A 15,969-nucleotide genomic window follows, 5' to 3' on the forward strand; every position below is an offset into this window, starting at 1 on the left:
CATGGTGCGGTATCTGAGCGCAGGAATTACCATCGGTCTTTGATGCGAGGAGGCCCACGCCATGAAACGGGTGCGAGAGCTAGAGACCACCAGACTGTTGCTGCGCCAATGGAAGGATGCAGACTATCCGGCCTTTGCACGGATGAGCGCTGATGCTGAAACCATGCGCTATTTCCCCAGCGTTCTTACTGAAAATGAGAGCCGAGTGATAGCTGACCGCTGCCGTGCGCTGATTGAAGAGCGTGGATGGGGGTTCTGGGCGGCAGAAAACAAAGCGAGTAAAGAGTTCATCGGTTGGATAGGGCTGCATGTTCCATCGGCCGAACTACCGTTTGCTCCGTGTGTGGAAATCGGCTGGAGGCTTGCGCGCCATGTTTGGGGCAAAGGTCTGGCTACAGAGGGTGCGAGTGCGGCACTTGACTTTGCTTGGCATGAATTGGGGTTGCCTGAAGTGGTTGCATTCACCACGCTGGGCAACAAGCGTTCTGAGCGGGTCATGCAACGGCTGGGCATGGTGCGTGATGCGCTGACGTTTGAACACCCAGCGCTCCCTCAGGGGCATCCGCTGCGAGAGCACGTTCTGTATAGAAAGACGTTGCTGCAGGGTTAATTTGCTCTGAATCTATGCCCCTGCGATGGAGGTGGGCGGTAAGGCGAGCAGTGCATTTGATGGAGCGGGCGCTGCTGCGCTTAGGGCTGGGGGATAGGGTGGTGTTGGCGGTAGTACGCCCATTCATCCACCTCTTTGCCGCTGGGCAAGATGCAGATGGCATGCGCGCCGTGGGTCGTTGGCTCCATGCGCAACTTGCCAGCCTTGCTGGATGCAGTACACCGAGGCTGGGTTGGCAATGCCTACATGGGGGTGTGAGGCAGTGGTGGGCGCTGGTGGCGCAGCACAGGCGCTCATCAGCAGGGCGGCAGTGGCAAGGCCCGCAGTTTTTTTCATGGCGATGCTCCAGGCAAGAGGAGAAGGGGTTGGCAGCATACAAAAATGCCTGCTGGGGTGTGAAGCCGCAGGCGCGCCAACTGGGGCGAGGCGGCGTTGTTTAGCGCGGTGAGGCTTTGCGGCCTTTGCTTGCCAAGGCCGCTTGGTACAGCGGCCAGACTTTGGGGACATAGGCATCCAGTTCGGCAATGCGTTGATCCCCTGCGGGGTGGGTGCTCAGGAAAGCTGCTCCTTGCCGTCCACCTTTGATCAGCTGCATCTTTCGCCAGATGGAGGAGGCATTGCGCGGGTCATAGCCAGCACGGGCCATCAACTCAAGGCCGATGACATCGGATTCCAACTCCATGGCACGTGAATTGGGCAGGTGCACCAGCATTTGTGAGCCTGCGTCCATCAGCTCGCCCGGCATGCCGGTTGCTGCTGCCACGGTGCTGGTAATAAGGCTGGAGATGGTTTTTTGCGAGGCCTGTTCGCGTGAATGCTCACGCAGGGCGTGGGCAATTTCGTGGCCCATCACCGCGGCGATTTCGTCATCGGTCAGCTGAAGCTGGTTGATGAGGCCGGTGTACACGCCAATCTTGCCGCCGGGGGCGCAGAAGGCGTTGATGTCCTCGGATTCAAACACATTGATTTCCCAGGCCCAGTTGCGGGCATCCGGGCGGAACACGCCCACCTGACCAATCAAGTTTTGGCCGATGCGGCGCACGCGCTGGGTCATGGCGGGGCTGGTGTTGAGCTTTTTCTTGGACTGCGCATCCGCCGTGAGCTGCTGAAAACCTTTGGCGGCCTGGGCATTGATGGCTTCGCTGGAAATCAGCATCAACTGGCTGCGCTGCAGACCAATCGCACCCGAGTTGGTGGTGCTGGCGCAGCCCAGCAAAGTGGCGCTTGTCAGCAACACGCTGCCCATGCGCAGCAACCAGCGTGAGAAAATGTCAAAAGCCATAGCGTTGGTCAGTCTGTAGCAACCATACAAAACACCCGATTCAATCACAGCCCAACCATGCGGCGGCAAAAGAGCGGGGGCTACGCAAACAAGCCGCATGGCTTGCACCATGCGGCTTGCTGGGCAGGAAACGCCTGCGCGGTTTACTCGATGTTCAGCGTCACTGTTTTATCGACAGGCTTGGTGCGCTGCAGGGTCAGCGTCAGCACGCCCAAGTCCAGCTTGGCAGAAGATGCTGCGGCATCAATCTCGTGCGGCAGCTCCCAACTGCGGCGCACTTGGCGTGGCGCCCCTTCGACACTTTGCAGATGCACCATGTTGTCCTCAATGCGCAGTTGCAGTTGGTCGCGGCGCAAACCGGGCACATCCACAGCCAGGGTGGTGGCGTCGTCGGTGTAGTTGACTTGAAAGTCCTGCAGGGGCTGTTGCGCGGCGTTGGTTGCTGCCTGCATAAAGCGCTGCAGGGTGGCATCAGGACGGGATACGTGACGGATGAGAGGGCTAGCGAGGAACATGCGAAAACTCCTTGTGTTGGGTTGGCGCTGTCTGCGCCTGGATGTTTCCTAGATGCGCACGCCCAGAGGCTTTTCAAGAGATTTTTTTGAAGAATAAATTTTGCGAAAAGCACTTGAAAAATGCCTAACCGTCTTTAATGGTGGTTATTTTTGCGAATGCAATAGAAAAAAAGGTGCTGCAAGCAGCACCTTCAAACCACGACAGGCGTGGCCTGCAGAGGAGACAATCAGGGAGGTCAACCCGTGGGTGTTGTGACGCTTTTAGAAAGCAGCGCCGTGGGCAGCGAGCACGGGATTGCCTTGGACAGAGATGGAGGGGCGTCCATCAGCCCCCACAGGTACTGTGCCGACCAAGGTGGAACGGTAGAGCTGGCGATCAAATTCCAGGTCAAAAATGTCTTGCGGTGCAACGTGGGCGGTAGAGCGGTTGTCCCAGAAAGCGATGGAGCCGGGCTCCCACTTGAAACGCACGGTGAATTCGCTGCGCACCGCGTGTTCCCACAGCAACTCCAGTAACACACGGCTTTCGCGGGTGCGCAGGCCCGAGATGGTTTTGAGAAAGCCGGGGCTGATGAACAAAATCTTCTCTCCCGTCTCTGGGTGCAGGGTGATCAAAGGGTGCTCGCTGACCAAAGTGTTTTGCTGGATCAGTTCCAAATATTCCGCTGTGGGGTTGGCGCCTGCGGGTGGGCTGAAACGGTGCTCTCCACGCAGGGTATTCAGGAAAGCTTTGAGTGGCTCGGACAAGGCTTCATACGCAGCCACCAGGTTGGTCCACTGGGTGTCGCCACCGTAGGGAGGAATGGTTACGCCGCGCAAGATAGAGCCTGCGGGCGGGTTGACGGCGGCGGTGACGTCGGTGTGCCAGCCTGTCCAAGGGCGGCGCTCTGGCTCGCTGCCGTAGCTGTTGGCACGGCGGTACTTGGCAATCGAATAGAGCTCCGGGTGGCCATCCACATGACCAAACACGGGGTGGCCAATGGTCAGCTCGCCAAACTGGCTGGAAAACGCCACATGCTGTTCATGGCTGAGGTGCTGTTCACGGAAGAACACCACTTTCCATTGCAGCAACGCGGAGCGAATGGTGTTCACTTCGGCTGCCGTGAGTGGCTGGCGCAGATCCACGCCGCCAATCAAGGCACCAATGTGGGCCGATTGGGGAGTGACGGTCACATGGGGTGTGGCTGTTTGGGCATCTTGCAAACGTTGCTGCAGCAGTTGGCGGGGCGAGAGATTCAATGGTGCGTTCATGGTGCAAAGCTTTCAGGCGATGTTTTCAAAAAGTCGGATTTAGCGAGCCGGGCGTGTGCCTGCTTGTGCAAGGCGTTGGGCGTTTGCTGGCAACAGGCCCAGTTCATCGAGCAAGGCATGGGTGCTGGCAACTTGGCTGCGAATGGCTTGGCTGGTGGCTTCTGGGCCTAAGAAAAGGTGTTGCCATTGGTTGGTAGCGACAAAGTCCTGCCATTCCTTGGTTTGGGTGGCGCGGCGCAGCGCTTGCAGCCAATAGGCTTTTTGCGCAGGTGTTGCATTGGGAGCGGTCATCACGCCTTGGTAGGCATTGCTGACGTAGTCAATGCCCTGTTCTTTCCAGGTGGGTGCTTTCGCGAATACACCTTGCAGGCGTTCATCGGCAGCAATGGCAATCACGCGAATGCGGCCGCTTTCCAGGTAAGGCAGCAAATTGGGCGTGGTGGCGGCGACCACATCCAAGTGCCCGCCGACGAGCGCGCTCATGGACTCTGCAGAGGACTTGTAGGGAACGATGCGCAATTGCTGCACCGAGACACCTTCTTGCTTGAGCGGTTGCGCAATGCCCAAGTGGATGTGGTTGCCCAGCGTGTTGGAGATGCCAATCGACAGCCCCGAAGGGTCTTGCTTGAGGCGTGCGACCAAATCCTGGGCATTGCGCACAGGAGAGTCGGCACGCACCACCACGGTCACAAATTCGCGAAACAGCGTGGCCAGCGGTGTCAGGTTTTGCAGGTGTGCTGGCAAGGCGCCTTGCGCTTGGCTGGTGACGTAGCCGCTGCTCAGGGTAATCAGGCTGTGTGCATCCCCTTTGTGGCGGGCCACGGTCTCCAGGGCCTGGATGCTGTGCGCGCCAGGCTTGTTGGTGACGATGAAGTTGCTGGTAATGCCTTCTTTGGCCAGCACCTCGGTGAGTTTGCGTGCCGCCATATCGAGTGCGGCGCCGGCCCCACCGGGGACGATGAATTCCAGATTTTTGCTGGGCTGCCAAGTGCTGTCGTCGCTGGCTTGGGCGGGGGCGCTCACCACGCACGCCATCGCCATGCATGCCATCCATTGAGTCACGGTGCGGCGGCGCTGGGCAAAGGGGCGGGTGTGGTGTTGCATGGGGGGTTCCTTGGTCTCAAACACAGCGAATTGCTGTGCGATGGACTTTAGGATTTCCCCTTGTTTTATGGAACGAATGCTTTTTTATGTCTAAGTGACGAAAGCAGCTAAGTTGAGTTTCTTATTTGCTTTTTCACAGACCTTTCGCAGGTCTTTTCTCAGACTTTTTCACATGTGCCAGATGCGCGGCGTGGTGGGTGCAATGCCCCAATGCTGGGTGCGCCAGCACAGGCGCACCTGCTGCCACAGTTGCATCAGTGGCTCCACCACGGGGGCCAAGCCTCGGAGCACCAGCATATGGTCATTGGGGGCGGTAATACCGCACCAGGCACCTTGCGGGTGGGCATCCAGCACGGCACGGGTAGATTCCAGCAATTGCTCGCGCTGTGTGCGTGTGAGTGCTGTGCCACAGGCCAGCACCATGGTGCTCATGCACCGCTGTTGTGCCAGTCCCAAAGGGCCATTCATGAGAAGGTGATCGTCTGCACGGAGGGTGCCGCGTTCCAGCCATGTGCCCGGCCATTCCATGTGCTGGGTAAAACTTCCGTGCTCAAAGGGCTCGTGTGCATGGGGCAGGCCAAAAGCGGTGATATCCCACGCTATCAACTCCGCCCCCTCGGCAATGTCCAGGTGCAGCAGGTTGTGGGCATCGCACTGGTTGTAGGCAATCGCTTCCAGCGGCAGCCATTCAAGGCGTGCGCCAGCGTCCAGCTGCAAATGCGTGCGCTGGGTGGCGGGGGCACCATTGGTTTTGTAAAAACGCGTGGCACCCGGTGTGGTGACCAGGGCATGCGCCCCTGGTGCCACCTGCACACGGATGTCCAGGGTGTCGCCGCCGACCAATCCGCCCGGGGGGTGCACCAGCACGTTGTGACAGACCGCATCACCTTCGGGGTAGAGGCTGCGCAGCACACGCAAAGGGCCGTCATGGCGAAAGTGCACGCAGGTGCGCGCAGCGCGCACGGTGTATTGAAGATCAAGTTGAGCAAGCCAGGCCATGCGCATGCAGCAAGCAAGAAGTGCGCCTGTTGCACCAAGTTAGGGCGATGGCACGTTCTTTAGAACGTGAATAGGGGCTAGGTGCTGTGTCTGTCGTCGGCAGAGAACCAACTGTCTTCGTACACGGCCAGTGCCTCGTCGACCAGACAGGGGCCCGCACACTCCATGGGGGCTGCGGCGCTGGCAAACACATCGCGGCAGCTCAGGTTGATGGAGCGCAGGTCGGGGCGGATGTGGTGCAGCCGGGGCCAGTCCAGGCCAAACACCACGCGGCGCAGGCCCACGGCGCAGATGGCGCTGGCACACATGGCACAAGGCTCTGCACTGCAGTACAGCGTGGCCCCTGCGACCAGGTCAGCCTGCAGACGGGCGGTGCCCAGTTGGCGCACCGCATTCATTTCAGCATGGCCGGTGCGATCCCCCGTTTCCTGGGTATTGCTAAACGCTTCGGCCAGAATGCGCCCGTTGCTGGCCACCACAATGGCGCCAAACGGGCGGTTACCGCGCAGGCGTGCTGCGTTGGCCCAAACAAAGGACTGGCGCAGCCAGTGGCTGTCGGTGTCGCTCAGGTGGTGTTCGTCAGCAGGGGGCATCTGGTCGGCATGGCTGTTGGATTGAAAAAAGCGATCGTGCATGGTGGCCTTTCCTGGGTGGAGGGGAGGGGGCCGTGGCCCCGGCGCACAACGCCAAGGCCTCTGTCTCACAGCGCTTTAATGCACAGGGCATGCCAAGCAGATGGGGGCAAGCGGGGGCTTTGCGGCAGAAATTTGTAAGTCGATGTGAGCCTGCCTGTGCTGGATGGCTTGCGCTGGCTGGTGGTAGGCGTGCGCCAGCGCTGCGTGTGGTGGTAAAAATAGGAGCTGTCAGCGCCTGTCTATCAAGAGCTAGAGCGCTATTTGATGCATATTTTTCCAGCAGCGCATCGGTGCGGTGCATCGGTGTGGGTTGGGTGGTGCGCCAGCAGCTGGCGCCTGCATCCTCCCCAAAAAAAAGCCTGCGCGAGGCAGGCCCAAGTCGAGGAACAAAACGTGCACACCCAGTTACCCCGTTACTCAGTTGCCAGCTGCGGCAGGGCAAGGTGCTTCAATGGCTGTGCGAGCTGCGGTGTGCCCAGGCTGTCGTGCGCTTTTCCACCCAGCTGAACAGTTCGTACATGGCCATGGCCATGGCGCCCACCACCAGCAAGCCCGCAAAGGCCAGCCCCATTTGCATGGAGGAGCCTGCCGAGATCAGCAAATAGCCAATGCCTTCGTTGGCGGCGGTCATCTCTGACACGGTGGTGCCCACAAAAGCCAGGGTGATGGCCACTTTGAGCGAGCCATAAAAATAAGGCAGCGAGCGGGGCAGACCGACTTTGATCAGTACATCCCAGCGTTTGGCGCCCAGCACGCGCAGCACGTCTTCCAGCTCGGGCTCCAGCGTGGCCAGGCCCGTAGCGATGTTGACGGTGATGGGGAAAAAGCTGATGAGGAAGGCCGTCAAGATGGCCGGGCCAATGCCAATGCCCAGCCAGACCACCAAAATCGGCACAAAAGCCGCTTTGGGCAGGGCGTTGAACGCGGTCATCAGCGGGTAGACCGCCGCATAGGCCAGACGCGAGCTGCCAATCAAAAAGCCCAGCAGCACGCCCACCACAATCGCTATGCCAAAGCCGGCCATGGTCACCCAGAAGGTGCGCCAGGCGTGGCCCGCAATCACGGTGTGGTATTCCATAAAGTCTTTGAGGATCAGCGCCGGGCTGGGAAAGATGAAGGGCGAGACCTCCAGCGCGGCGCACAGCACCTGCCACAGCAGCACCACCGCCAGCAGCAAAATCCAGGGCGACCAGCGCTCCAGCTGTTTGTTGTTGAGTTTGTACATTGAGAATCCTTGGCGGCTTATGGGTTGATCACTGCACCGCTTTGGCGCATGGCACCGATGTGGCCGCGCAGCTCGTGGACGATGTCGGTGAACGCCTTGGTGTAGGTCAGCTCCAGATCGCGCGGGCGGGGAAACGCAATGTCTCGGCGCACCACAAAGCGGCCGGGGCTTTTGCTCATCACATACACGGTGTCGCCCAGAAACACCGATTCGCGCAGGTCGTGCGTGACCAGGATGACGTTGAACTGCTGTTCGGCATGCAGGTCGCGCAAGATGCACCACAGCTCTTCGCGCGTGAAGGCGTCCAGCGCACCAAACGGCTCGTCCAGCAGCAGCATTTGGGGCTCGTGAATCAGGGCGCGGCAGATGCTGGCGCGCTGCTGCATGCCGCCTGACAGCTGCCAGGGGAATTTGTCTTCATAGCCGCCCAGGCCGACTTTCTGTAGCAGGTGACGAGCGCGTGCTTCGTATTCCTTGCGCTTGGTTTTGAACTGACTGCGGTGGGGCTCCACAATTTCCAGCGGCAGCAGCACGTTGTCCACCGTGGTGCGCCAGGGCAGCAGCGAGGGTGACTGAAACGCCATGCCCGAAATTTTCAGCGGCCCGGTCACGGGCTGGCCATTGATCAAAATTTTGCCCATGGAGGGCATGCGCAGGCCGGTGGCCAGTTTCATAAAGGTGGATTTGCCGCAGCCCGAGGGGCCGACAATGGCAATGAATTCCCCGGTTTTGACCTGCAGGTCAATGGCTTCGACGGCAAAGTGGTTCTGCGCCAGCAACTCGTCGTTGTAGGCCAGCCAGACATCACGGAAATCAACAAAATAAGGGGCTGCAACGCTTTGCATACGGATCCATCACAAGGTGCGGTCAGGCAAGAGGGCGCCTGACCGCCGGGTTAGATTGCGGCCTTACTTTTGGGGCAGCACGTCCAGCTGCGCCGCGCTGGGCAGGAAGCTGCCGTTCCAGACTGCTTGGGGATCGATGCGGGTCTTGGTGCCGAAGGCGTCCGAGACTTCCGAGGCCATCAGCGACAGGCGGCTGGCATCCAGGCGGCCAAAGCCTTCCTTGCGGGCGTCGGCGCTGTTGACCACGGTGTCAATCGCCAGCTGCAGGCGGCGGCTTTCCAGCGCCGCGTTGGCAATGCCGTCACGGGCTTTCACGTACTGGATGGCGTCTGCTGGCTTGGCCATCACCTCCTTGGCGCCCTTGGCGAAGGCGCTCAAGAAGTTTTTGAGGGCTTCGGGGTTCTCTTTGATCAGCTTGGGGCTGGCAATGATCACGTTGCCGTAGTACTTCACCCCGTGGTCGGCGTACTGCATGACTACCACATCGCTGGCCTTGGCGCCGCGCGCTTCCAGGTTCAGCAAGCTGGTGAAGGTAAAGCCGGTGATGGCATCCACATCACCGCGCACCAGCATGGTCTCGCGCAGCGGGGGGTCCATGGCCGTCCAGGCCACGTTGCTCACCTTGTTGACTTTGGCAAAAGTGGGGAAGGCTTTGCGACCCGCATCAAACACCGGCGCGCCCAGCTTTTTGCCGCTCAAATCAGCGGGTGTGGCGATGCCGCTTTTCTTGAGCGCCATCACCGCGGCAGGGGTGTTGTTGTAGACCACCATGACGGCCACGGGTTTGTTGGGCGCATCGGCATTGTTGGCGTGAAACTCCATCAACGAGGCCATGTCGGCAAAGCCAATGTCGTAAGAGCCTGAAGCCACGCGCTGGACGGCGCCGCCGGAGCCGTTGCCGGCGTCCACGGTCACATCCAGGCCAGCCTCTTTGAAGTACCCCTTGGCAACGGGCAGCAAAAAGAAGGCCGACGGCCCTTCAAAACGCCAGTCCAGCTGGAATTTGAGGGGGGTGTTTTGTGCGTGCGCGGCACCCAAACTGCTGGCCAAAGCCAAAGCGACGGTGGCTTGCAAGAAACGACGTTTTTGCATGGGGGGCTCCTGGTTGCGAAGTGGTCCAAAAAGATCCGCTGCGGGGCTGTATCTGCACAGCGACGGCAGCTTCGCTAAGGAGTGAGCAAAAACAATGCCTGCTTTTTGTATGCAGTTTTTGTATGACGTTGGGTTGCCACCGGGCTCAACCGGGCACCCCTGCGCTGGCTTGGTGCGAGTGACTACGGGTTTGCACCAAGGTGACAGCGCAGTGCACGCAATGCGCTAAAAATGCTGCGTCGCACCAATATGGGCGTAGCCCCAAGGAATTTCGCACATGGCCCGCATTCAGTTTGCCGATTTTGATGACGCCGTTTTTGCCGTGCAACTGGTGTGCCCGCCTGCATTGCACCCCGGCGCGCACACGGACAACGTGCAGTTGCTGCAACTGGCATCGCAGGCGCGTTGTGCGTTTTTTGCGGCCTTGGGCTATCGGGAAAACAATGTCGAGGGGGTGCAGATTTTTGTTGGCGATCAGGCCGTGCAGTACAAGGCCGAGGCCTTTCCACAGCAAGTGGTGCACGTGCAGCTGGCCGTGCGCGATATGGCGGCCAAAGGCTTTGATCTGGCCTACCGGGTGGTGGATGCAGAAAGCGGCCAGCCGATCACGCTGGGCAAGATTGGCGTGGTCTGTGTGGATCGCAGCAGCAAGCGCCCCTGTGCGGTGCCCGAGCGCTTGAAGCAACGGCTGGCGCAGCTGGAGCTGTTGGCCGCCGAAGTGTGCTGAGGCCGCACACAGGTCAATAATAAAAATAAGAGCAACTGGCGCTTGATTTCAAAGAAAATGAAATGGTTTCCATGTTGAAAACCATGCTTTGCATGCGCTGGTAGCTATGTTTTTTTGGTTTTAAGGCGGCGTGCAACTGCTGTCCAAGCCCGCCAAACCGGTGACTTTTTGCCAGCTGCTGCGCTGTGCCAGGCAGCTTTGTAAGCGCTCTTGGGCTGCACGTTGCTGGGCCTGCTGCGCCGCTTGGCTGCGTTCGGCCTGCAGCTGGGCAACTTTGGCGCGGATTTGCGGCATCACCGCCAAAGCGGCTTTCTCGCCCTCCAAAATAGCTTGGGCGCGCTGGGTAAAGTCTGCAGCGCCCATGTCCAGCACCTTGGGGCGCACGGTGATGTCTGCCGTTTTGAGTTCGGCCTGGCCCAGCCGGTGACCCATGATGGCCAAGGACTGGCTCATGGTGCCCAGCAAGTTGCTGGGCTTTTGGCCGCGCGGCTTGTCGGAAATGTCTACCGCAATCACGATGTCGGCCCCCAGTTCACGCACTGCGTTGACGGGCACCGGGCTGACCACGCCACCATCCACATAGTGGCTATCGCCAATGCGCACCGGCTCAAAAACACCAGGAATGCTGCTGGAAGCGCGCACGGCCTGCCCGGTATTGCCGCGGGCAAACACGGTGCGCTTGCCATCTTCCAGGCGGGTGGCAACCGCCACAAACGGTTTGCCCAGCTTTTCCAGCGGCTGGTTGTTGACTTGGGCGTTGACGTAATCCTGCAGCTTTTGGCCTTTGACGACCCCGCCCGAAGACCATTGCAGATCGCGAATGCTGGCCTCATCCAGCGCCACGGCTTTGGCTTGCAGCTCAAACGCATTCATGCCGCTGGCATACAGCGCGCCCACCACACTGCCAGCGCTGGTGCCCGCCACCATGTCGGGGGTGAAACCATTGGCCTCCAGCATTTTGATGACGCCAATGTGGGCAAAGCCTTTGGCTGCACCGCCCCCCAGAGCAAGGCCGATGCGCACAGGCTGCGCGGTATGGTCGGTGCGCGCCGCAGGCAGGGGTGTGCTGGGGGTACTGCCGCATGCCGCCAGCAAAAGCGCGCAGGCACCAGCCGCAGAACGAAGAAAAGCTTGGAAATACATGGCGCAATCTTGCATAAATACCCGCTGTACTACCTGTTGCTGCATCAAAAACGCTGCTGGCTTTGTGTGCATGGCGCAGCCGCTGGCTATGGCGGGCAGCTTGGTTGCAGGCGTGCGCTAGCCCTTGCCTTTGCCTCAACCAGCCAAACTGATCTGCAGCAACCCAAGCTGAGGCCGCCTATGAAAAAACCCGCGTACCTAGTAGATATGCGGGTTTTGAGGGCTTTTGAGACTATCCGAAAGCATCGGATGGTCCCCTCGGCAGGAATCGAACCTGCATCTGACCCTTAGGAGGGGTCCGTTCTATCCATTGAACTACAAAGGGACGCGGCCACATATTGTAAGTGTTGCAAGTGCAGGGCTGGGCCAAACTGCGCAGTGCAGGGCTGGGCCAAACTGCGCAGTGCACGGCTGGCGGTCAGTCTTTGCTTCTGGTGTAGATCAAGTCCACAGCGGTTTGCACGCCAGTTTGACCGCGCAAGGTCAGGCGGCGTGAGAGGTCGTAGAAGATAAACAAGGTGCCCATCGCGCCGGACAGGCTTTGCTCATAGGCCACATACAAGTCTTTGGACAAGCGTTTGCCTACGGTCACCGCAGCCCCCTGTGTGCCATCTTCGCTGGGGCCTTTGAGTCCCACTTCATCAAAACCCAGCTGGCTGGCGAAGTTACCCGTGCCCCCGCCCCCGCTGAGCAGGGCCAGTGCCGCTTGTTGCAGCAGCGCGGTTTCCGCACCCCCCGCTGCAGCGCTGCGGCCCATGACCACCCAAGAGAGCTTTTCGGCATCGGACATTTCGGGCTCGGAAAACAAGGTCACGCGCGGGTCGTTGGCACTGCCAGTGACTTTGACGCCGGCCTTGACTTCAATATTGGGCCGCACAGCCACGATGTCGATGGCGGGGTTGGCGTAGGGGCCGTTGAAGCGCACGGTGCCACTTTGCACATCCAGCGATTGCCCCCAGGCGCGGTAGCGCCCGTTGACGGTGTGGATTTCACCGGTGATCCGGGGTCCATTGCTCACTTGCAACTGGCCTTCCAAGCGGGTCGTGATGCCGTAGCCCTGCAGTGCAAAGTCATTACCCAGATCCAGTTGGACTTGAATGTGGGGTGGCTGCGCTGCCTGCACGGAGCCTGCGTCTTGCGCCTTTTGCATGCGGGCTGCGGCTTGGTCGGCCTTGTCTTGCGCGGCTTGGCGGATGGCCGCGGACGTGATGTGCACATCGCTGTCGAGCGTGGGGGCTGAGCTGTCTGCCAGCATGATGGCAGCGCGATCAACCTTCAAATCACCGAGGAGGCTGAAGCGCCCGCGCTCCAGCGTGGCTTGCAATCCGCCGCTGACGCTGAGCTGGCGGTCGCCACGCACCAGCACTTGCAGGCGTTCGGCGACGGCTCGAATGTCCATGCGCATGCCTGGGCTGTCTGAAGCAGGCTGGGGGGTGTATTCCACAAAGCCAGACCCTTTGAGCGTACCGCCGTCTTTGGGTGCAGAAGTTAGGTTGCCGCTTTGCCCCAGAATGCGCGTGCTGCTGCCTTCGCCGCCCTGCAGGTACAGCTCGGTAATGTCCAGGCGTGTGCCTTGCAGGCGCGCACGCAGTCGGCCATTTTTCAGGTCTACGCCGTCCAGCAAAGACAGCACACTGAGCTCGTCCGCACTGAGTTGCCCATCCCAGCGCGGGGCACTGCGCGTGCCCGACAGGGTGGCATTGGCATTGAATGTGCCGCTGACACGCCAGCCCGGTGGTGCCACCAAAGCCCAGATGCCAATATTGGGCAGGGCCGCCTGGATCGTGCCATTGATGGGGGCATTTTCAGGCCAGCTAAAGCCGTCCTGCGTCGCGCGCAGTTGGCTGCGCACATCGGCTTGAATTTGGCCTGCCCGCTCGGAGTTCCAGACCAGTTGGCCGCGCAGGTCATTGCCCTTGGCACTGACTTGCAAGCGCAGTTCTTGCAAACGGGTGCGCATGCCAAGGCCGCGCAGGGTGCGTGCCTGTACCTGACCGCTTTTGGCATTGATTTCGCTGGCACCCGTACTGCGTACCACGGTGATGTTGCTGGCTTCAGTGTCTTCCACCAGCAAGCGGATGTCACCGCTGGCGCGCTCCAGCAGCACATCGGCACGCAGTTGGCGGCCTGTGGTGTCAATGTTCCAGCTGCCTTGCACCACCAGGTCACCGCCAACACCGGCGCTTGCGAGCAACGGCGCTTTGGGGTTGGGGCTGAACGCATCCACCCAGGCCAGGGGAATGCCACTTAAGCGCCCCTGCGATTGCAGCGCCCAAGCGCCGTTGCCTGCCTGACGCAGCAGCAAAGGCTGCCACTCGATACTGGCTGTTTGTGCGCCTTGGCTGCTGGGCGGGGTTACGACCAGCTGGCTGCCACTGGCTTGAATGCGTGTGCTGCGCACCGGGTTGCCGGTGGTGCGTTGGCTGGCAGAGACTGGCGCGCCCAGTTTGATTTGCCACGCCTGGCTGTCGCTGCCTTGCGGGCTCCAGCGTGCGCTCAGCGCATCAATCTTGGCTTGCCAGTCAGTGGGGGCAGCGCCTTGCGCCACCCACAGACCTGCCGTCAGCGCTGTTTGCAGCGCCACGGATTGCGCGCCTTGTTGTGCCTTGCCATCCAGGTTGATACGCAGGCTCTCAGGGCTGCCGGAAAACTGCAGTTGCAGCTGTGGCAACTGTGTGGCAATGCCATTGGCGGGGCGGTAGCTGAATGAATGGGCTTGTAACTTCCCCTCTAGCTGCAAGCCGCTGGCTTGCAAAGGTGCTGCAGGGTTTTGCAGGCGCTGTTGTAGTTTTTGCCATCCACCGCGCCAGTTCAGTGTGGCAGATGCGTTGCCCGCCAGTTGGGCGCCCGCCAGTGGGTCTGTGCCCAAGGGCAGGCGTGAGAGCCACTGCCCCAGTTGTTCTGCAGCGCTAATTTGCAGCTGCAGCTGGCCTTGGCCTGTGGCTGGGCCAGCATTCAAGCTGGCATCCAACTGGGCGCCTGGAAGCTGGGCTTGCAGCGTCCCTTCGATGGTCTGGGTGCTGTGGTTCCAGCTGAGCGCATTTGCTTGAAGCTGTGCTTGCAAGGCATTCAGCTGTAGATCGCGGATGTGCAGGATCGGCGCCTTCCACTGGCCTTCGGCGCGCGCGCTGGCGATGCGCAAAGCTTTGGCGTTGCGCGCGGGCTGAGACTGCAGGTGCAGTGCAAATTGCACCTGCTGCTCAGCATCCGTGCTGGCTTGCAAACGGCCTGCAATCGGTGCGGCATCCAAGCTGCTGTAGAGGTCTGCGGGGTTCAATCCATCGATGATGGCGGTGGCCTCAATGGTTTGGTGCTGGGTATCTAGACTGCCTTGGGCTTGCAGCTGGGCCTGCCGATCGGTTGGCGCGTTGGCTTTGCCCAAGAAGATGCGCGCTTGCTCCAGCGTCCACGTTTGCACACCATCAAAGCGTGCATCTGCCACCACGGCGCGCACGGGCAATGCTTGTTGGTCCCAAGGCCCGGGCCGCGCGTTGTGCAAATCGGCATGCAGCTTCCAGCCGGTGCCTTCGGGCCCGGCTTGCAGCGTGCCGCTCAAATCCGTGTGTGGCCCGTTGGACATGAACAATGCCGCATCCACATGGCGCAGATCGGCTTGCGCTTGCTCTACAGGCTGCGCCAGCCAAGGGCGAATGATGGCGCTGACATTGGCGGACAAGCTGTTGTCCGTTGGGTCGGGTGTGCCCGCCGTGTTAGCCGTATTAGCAGCATGTGGGGTATGGGCTTGGGCCTTGATGGTGAGTTTGGCCGCTTCGGTGGCCAGCGTGCCGCGGATGTCGGCACTGGCGGTGATGGGGAGGGTTTGCGAAGGCTGGTGGGGCAGGGCCGCTTCGATCGCGCCTTGCAATTGGGCTTCCAGCTGCATAGGGGCGGCGGCTTGCAGCTTGGCCTGGGCTTCATACAAGCCGCCGGCATAGTGCAAGCTGCTGACTTGCAACTCATGGTGGCTGCCGGTGTAGCGGTATTGACCATACAGCGCGGTCACGGTGGTCTCTGGTGGCCCCTCCCAGACTAATTTCTCGATGCGCACCGGTATATCCAGGCGCATGGGCAGCTGCAGTGATTGCAATGGCGTGGTGGGGGTGTCTTCTTTGGGCTGTGGCGTGCTGCGAATGCGCAGTTCATCCATGTTCACGCGGCCAAAGCGCAGCTCTCGCTGCAGCAAGGGCTGCAAGCGCCAAGCGATATCGGCACCTTTGATCTCGACCTGCAAGGCGGGGCTGGTCCAGCGCAGCCAGTCAATGCGACCGCCATGGCGCAAGCTGCCTTCAATGCCATCGGCCTCGAGCTTTTGGTCTGCAGGCATCCAGCTGGCAACACGGGCCAGCGTGCGTTGCAAAGAGTCGGCCTGACCGGCCCACCACCAGGCCATACCCAGCAGCGCGCCAACCGCAATCAGCGACAGGGCAATCGCCATCATCAGCCAGCGCAACCAGCGGCGGCGACGACGCGGGGGCGCTGCAGGGGGCGTAGAAGGCGGAGTGCTTGTTCTCTCCAGCGAGGGTTCTTGACGTTCTTGCATG

At 60.6% G+C, this 15,969-nt stretch carries 14 protein-coding genes and 1 tRNA gene; 2 read left to right on the top strand and 13 right to left on the bottom strand.

Annotation, left to right across the window (positions count from 1 at the left end):
• Window positions 1–61 precede the first annotated feature (61 nt).
• Window positions 62–610, top strand: coding sequence for a GNAT family N-acetyltransferase (locus B3R00_RS09685; protein WP_286998836.1), 549 nt, complete (start codon window positions 62–64; stop codon window positions 608–610).
• Between the two features lie 80 nt (window positions 611–690).
• Here B3R00_RS09685 and B3R00_RS09690 read toward each other — a convergent pair whose 3' ends face one another.
• The 10 genes from B3R00_RS09690 to B3R00_RS09735 form a co-directional block, all read right to left on the bottom strand.
• Window positions 691–849 carry a DUF333 domain-containing protein gene (locus tag B3R00_RS09690; RefSeq protein WP_414647017.1) on the bottom strand — a complete coding sequence of 53 codons (159 nt, stop codon included), beginning with the start codon at window positions 847–849 and terminating at the stop codon, window positions 691–693.
• Between the two features lie 197 nt (window positions 850–1,046).
• Window positions 1,047–1,892: a M48 family metallopeptidase gene (locus tag B3R00_RS09695; protein WP_286998838.1), complete on the bottom strand. Its 846-nt coding sequence runs from the start codon at window positions 1,890–1,892 to the stop codon at window positions 1,047–1,049.
• A gap of 143 nt (window positions 1,893–2,035) precedes the next feature.
• A complete protein-coding gene (locus B3R00_RS09700) occupies window positions 2,036–2,407 on the bottom strand; it encodes an Hsp20/alpha crystallin family protein (protein WP_286998839.1) in 372 nt (123 codons plus the stop codon).
• A gap of 261 nt (window positions 2,408–2,668) precedes the next feature.
• On the bottom strand, window positions 2,669–3,658 hold the full coding sequence (locus tag B3R00_RS09705; RefSeq protein WP_286998840.1) for a TauD/TfdA dioxygenase family protein: 990 nt from the start codon (window positions 3,656–3,658) through the stop codon (window positions 2,669–2,671).
• A 39-nt stretch (window positions 3,659–3,697) separates the two neighbouring features.
• Complete coding sequence (locus B3R00_RS09710; RefSeq protein WP_286998841.1) at window positions 3,698–4,762, bottom strand: Bug family tripartite tricarboxylate transporter substrate binding protein; 1,065 nt, start codon at window positions 4,760–4,762, stop codon at window positions 3,698–3,700.
• A 168-nt stretch (window positions 4,763–4,930) separates the two neighbouring features.
• A complete protein-coding gene (locus B3R00_RS09715) occupies window positions 4,931–5,761 on the bottom strand; it encodes an urease accessory protein UreD (protein WP_286998842.1) in 831 nt (276 codons plus the stop codon).
• Between the two features lie 77 nt (window positions 5,762–5,838).
• Window positions 5,839–6,396 carry a nucleoside deaminase gene (locus B3R00_RS09720; RefSeq protein ID WP_286998843.1) on the bottom strand — a complete coding sequence of 186 codons (558 nt, stop codon included), beginning with the start codon at window positions 6,394–6,396 and terminating at the stop codon, window positions 5,839–5,841.
• A 448-nt stretch (window positions 6,397–6,844) separates the two neighbouring features.
• A complete protein-coding gene (locus tag B3R00_RS09725) occupies window positions 6,845–7,621 on the bottom strand; it encodes an ABC transporter permease (protein WP_286998844.1) in 777 nt (258 codons plus the stop codon).
• Between the two features lie 17 nt (window positions 7,622–7,638).
• The gene (locus B3R00_RS09730; RefSeq protein WP_286998845.1) at window positions 7,639–8,466 is read right to left on the bottom strand and encodes an ABC transporter ATP-binding protein; all 828 of its coding nucleotides are present in this window, start codon (window positions 8,464–8,466) and stop codon (window positions 7,639–7,641) included.
• Window positions 8,467–8,529: 63 nt separating this feature from the next.
• Window positions 8,530–9,558: an ABC transporter substrate-binding protein gene (locus B3R00_RS09735; protein ID WP_286998846.1), complete on the bottom strand. Its 1,029-nt coding sequence runs from the start codon at window positions 9,556–9,558 to the stop codon at window positions 8,530–8,532.
• Window positions 9,559–9,835: 277 nt separating this feature from the next.
• Between B3R00_RS09735 and B3R00_RS09740 the strand changes: the two genes are divergently transcribed.
• Window positions 9,836–10,285 (top strand): acyl-CoA thioesterase, encoded by a 450-nt coding sequence (locus B3R00_RS09740; protein ID WP_286998847.1) that lies wholly within the window; start codon window positions 9,836–9,838, stop codon window positions 10,283–10,285.
• A 120-nt stretch (window positions 10,286–10,405) separates the two neighbouring features.
• Here the strand turns inward: B3R00_RS09740 and B3R00_RS09745 are convergent, their stop codons facing one another.
• The 3 genes from B3R00_RS09745 to B3R00_RS09755 all read right to left on the bottom strand — a co-directional run bounded on the left by B3R00_RS09745 (window position 10,406) and on the right by B3R00_RS09755 (window position 15,968).
• Entirely contained in the window at window positions 10,406–11,428 is a 1,023-nt protein-coding gene (locus B3R00_RS09745) for a patatin-like phospholipase family protein (RefSeq protein WP_286998848.1), read from the bottom strand.
• 250 nt (window positions 11,429–11,678) lie between these two features.
• Window positions 11,679–11,753, bottom strand: a tRNA-Arg gene (locus B3R00_RS09750).
• 93 nt (window positions 11,754–11,846) lie between these two features.
• Window positions 11,847–15,968 (bottom strand): translocation/assembly module TamB domain-containing protein, encoded by a 4,122-nt coding sequence (locus B3R00_RS09755; RefSeq protein ID WP_286998849.1) that lies wholly within the window; start codon window positions 15,966–15,968, stop codon window positions 11,847–11,849.
• Window position 15,969: the final 1 nt, after the last annotated feature.

This window comes from Comamonas sp. UBA7840 (assembly GCF_002501455.1).
Lineage (GTDB): Bacteria > Pseudomonadota > Gammaproteobacteria > Burkholderiales > Burkholderiaceae_C > Comamonas > Comamonas jiangduensis.

Bases quoted from the DNA above. Each gene is read 5' to 3' on its own strand.
- B3R00_RS09685 (WP_286998836.1), top strand. From the start codon at position 62: ATGAAACGGGTGCGAGAGCTAGAGACCACCAGACTGTTGCTGCGCCAA.
- B3R00_RS09695 (WP_286998838.1), bottom strand. From the start codon at position 1,892: ATGGCTTTTGACATTTTCTCACGCTGGTTGCTGCGCATGGGCAGCGTG.
- B3R00_RS09700 (WP_286998839.1), bottom strand. From the start codon at position 2,407: ATGTTCCTCGCTAGCCCTCTCATCCGTCACGTATCCCGTCCTGATGCC.
- B3R00_RS09705 (WP_286998840.1), bottom strand. From the start codon at position 3,658: ATGAACGCACCATTGAATCTCTCGCCCCGCCAACTGCTGCAGCAACGT.
- B3R00_RS09710 (WP_286998841.1), bottom strand. From the start codon at position 4,762: ATGCAACACCACACCCGCCCCTTTGCCCAGCGCCGCCGCACCGTGACT.
- B3R00_RS09715 (WP_286998842.1), bottom strand. From the start codon at position 5,761: ATGGCCTGGCTTGCTCAACTTGATCTTCAATACACCGTGCGCGCTGCG.
- B3R00_RS09720 (WP_286998843.1), bottom strand. From the start codon at position 6,396: ATGCACGATCGCTTTTTTCAATCCAACAGCCATGCCGACCAGATGCCC.
- B3R00_RS09725 (WP_286998844.1), bottom strand. From the start codon at position 7,621: ATGTACAAACTCAACAACAAACAGCTGGAGCGCTGGTCGCCCTGGATT.
- B3R00_RS09730 (WP_286998845.1), bottom strand. From the start codon at position 8,466: ATGCAAAGCGTTGCAGCCCCTTATTTTGTTGATTTCCGTGATGTCTGG.
- B3R00_RS09735 (WP_286998846.1), bottom strand. From the start codon at position 9,558: ATGCAAAAACGTCGTTTCTTGCAAGCCACCGTCGCTTTGGCTTTGGCC.
- B3R00_RS09740 (WP_286998847.1), top strand. From the start codon at position 9,836: ATGGCCCGCATTCAGTTTGCCGATTTTGATGACGCCGTTTTTGCCGTG.
- B3R00_RS09745 (WP_286998848.1), bottom strand. From the start codon at position 11,428: ATGTATTTCCAAGCTTTTCTTCGTTCTGCGGCTGGTGCCTGCGCGCTT.
- B3R00_RS09755 (WP_286998849.1), bottom strand. From the start codon at position 15,968: ATGCAAGAACGTCAAGAACCCTCGCTGGAGAGAACAAGCACTCCGCCT.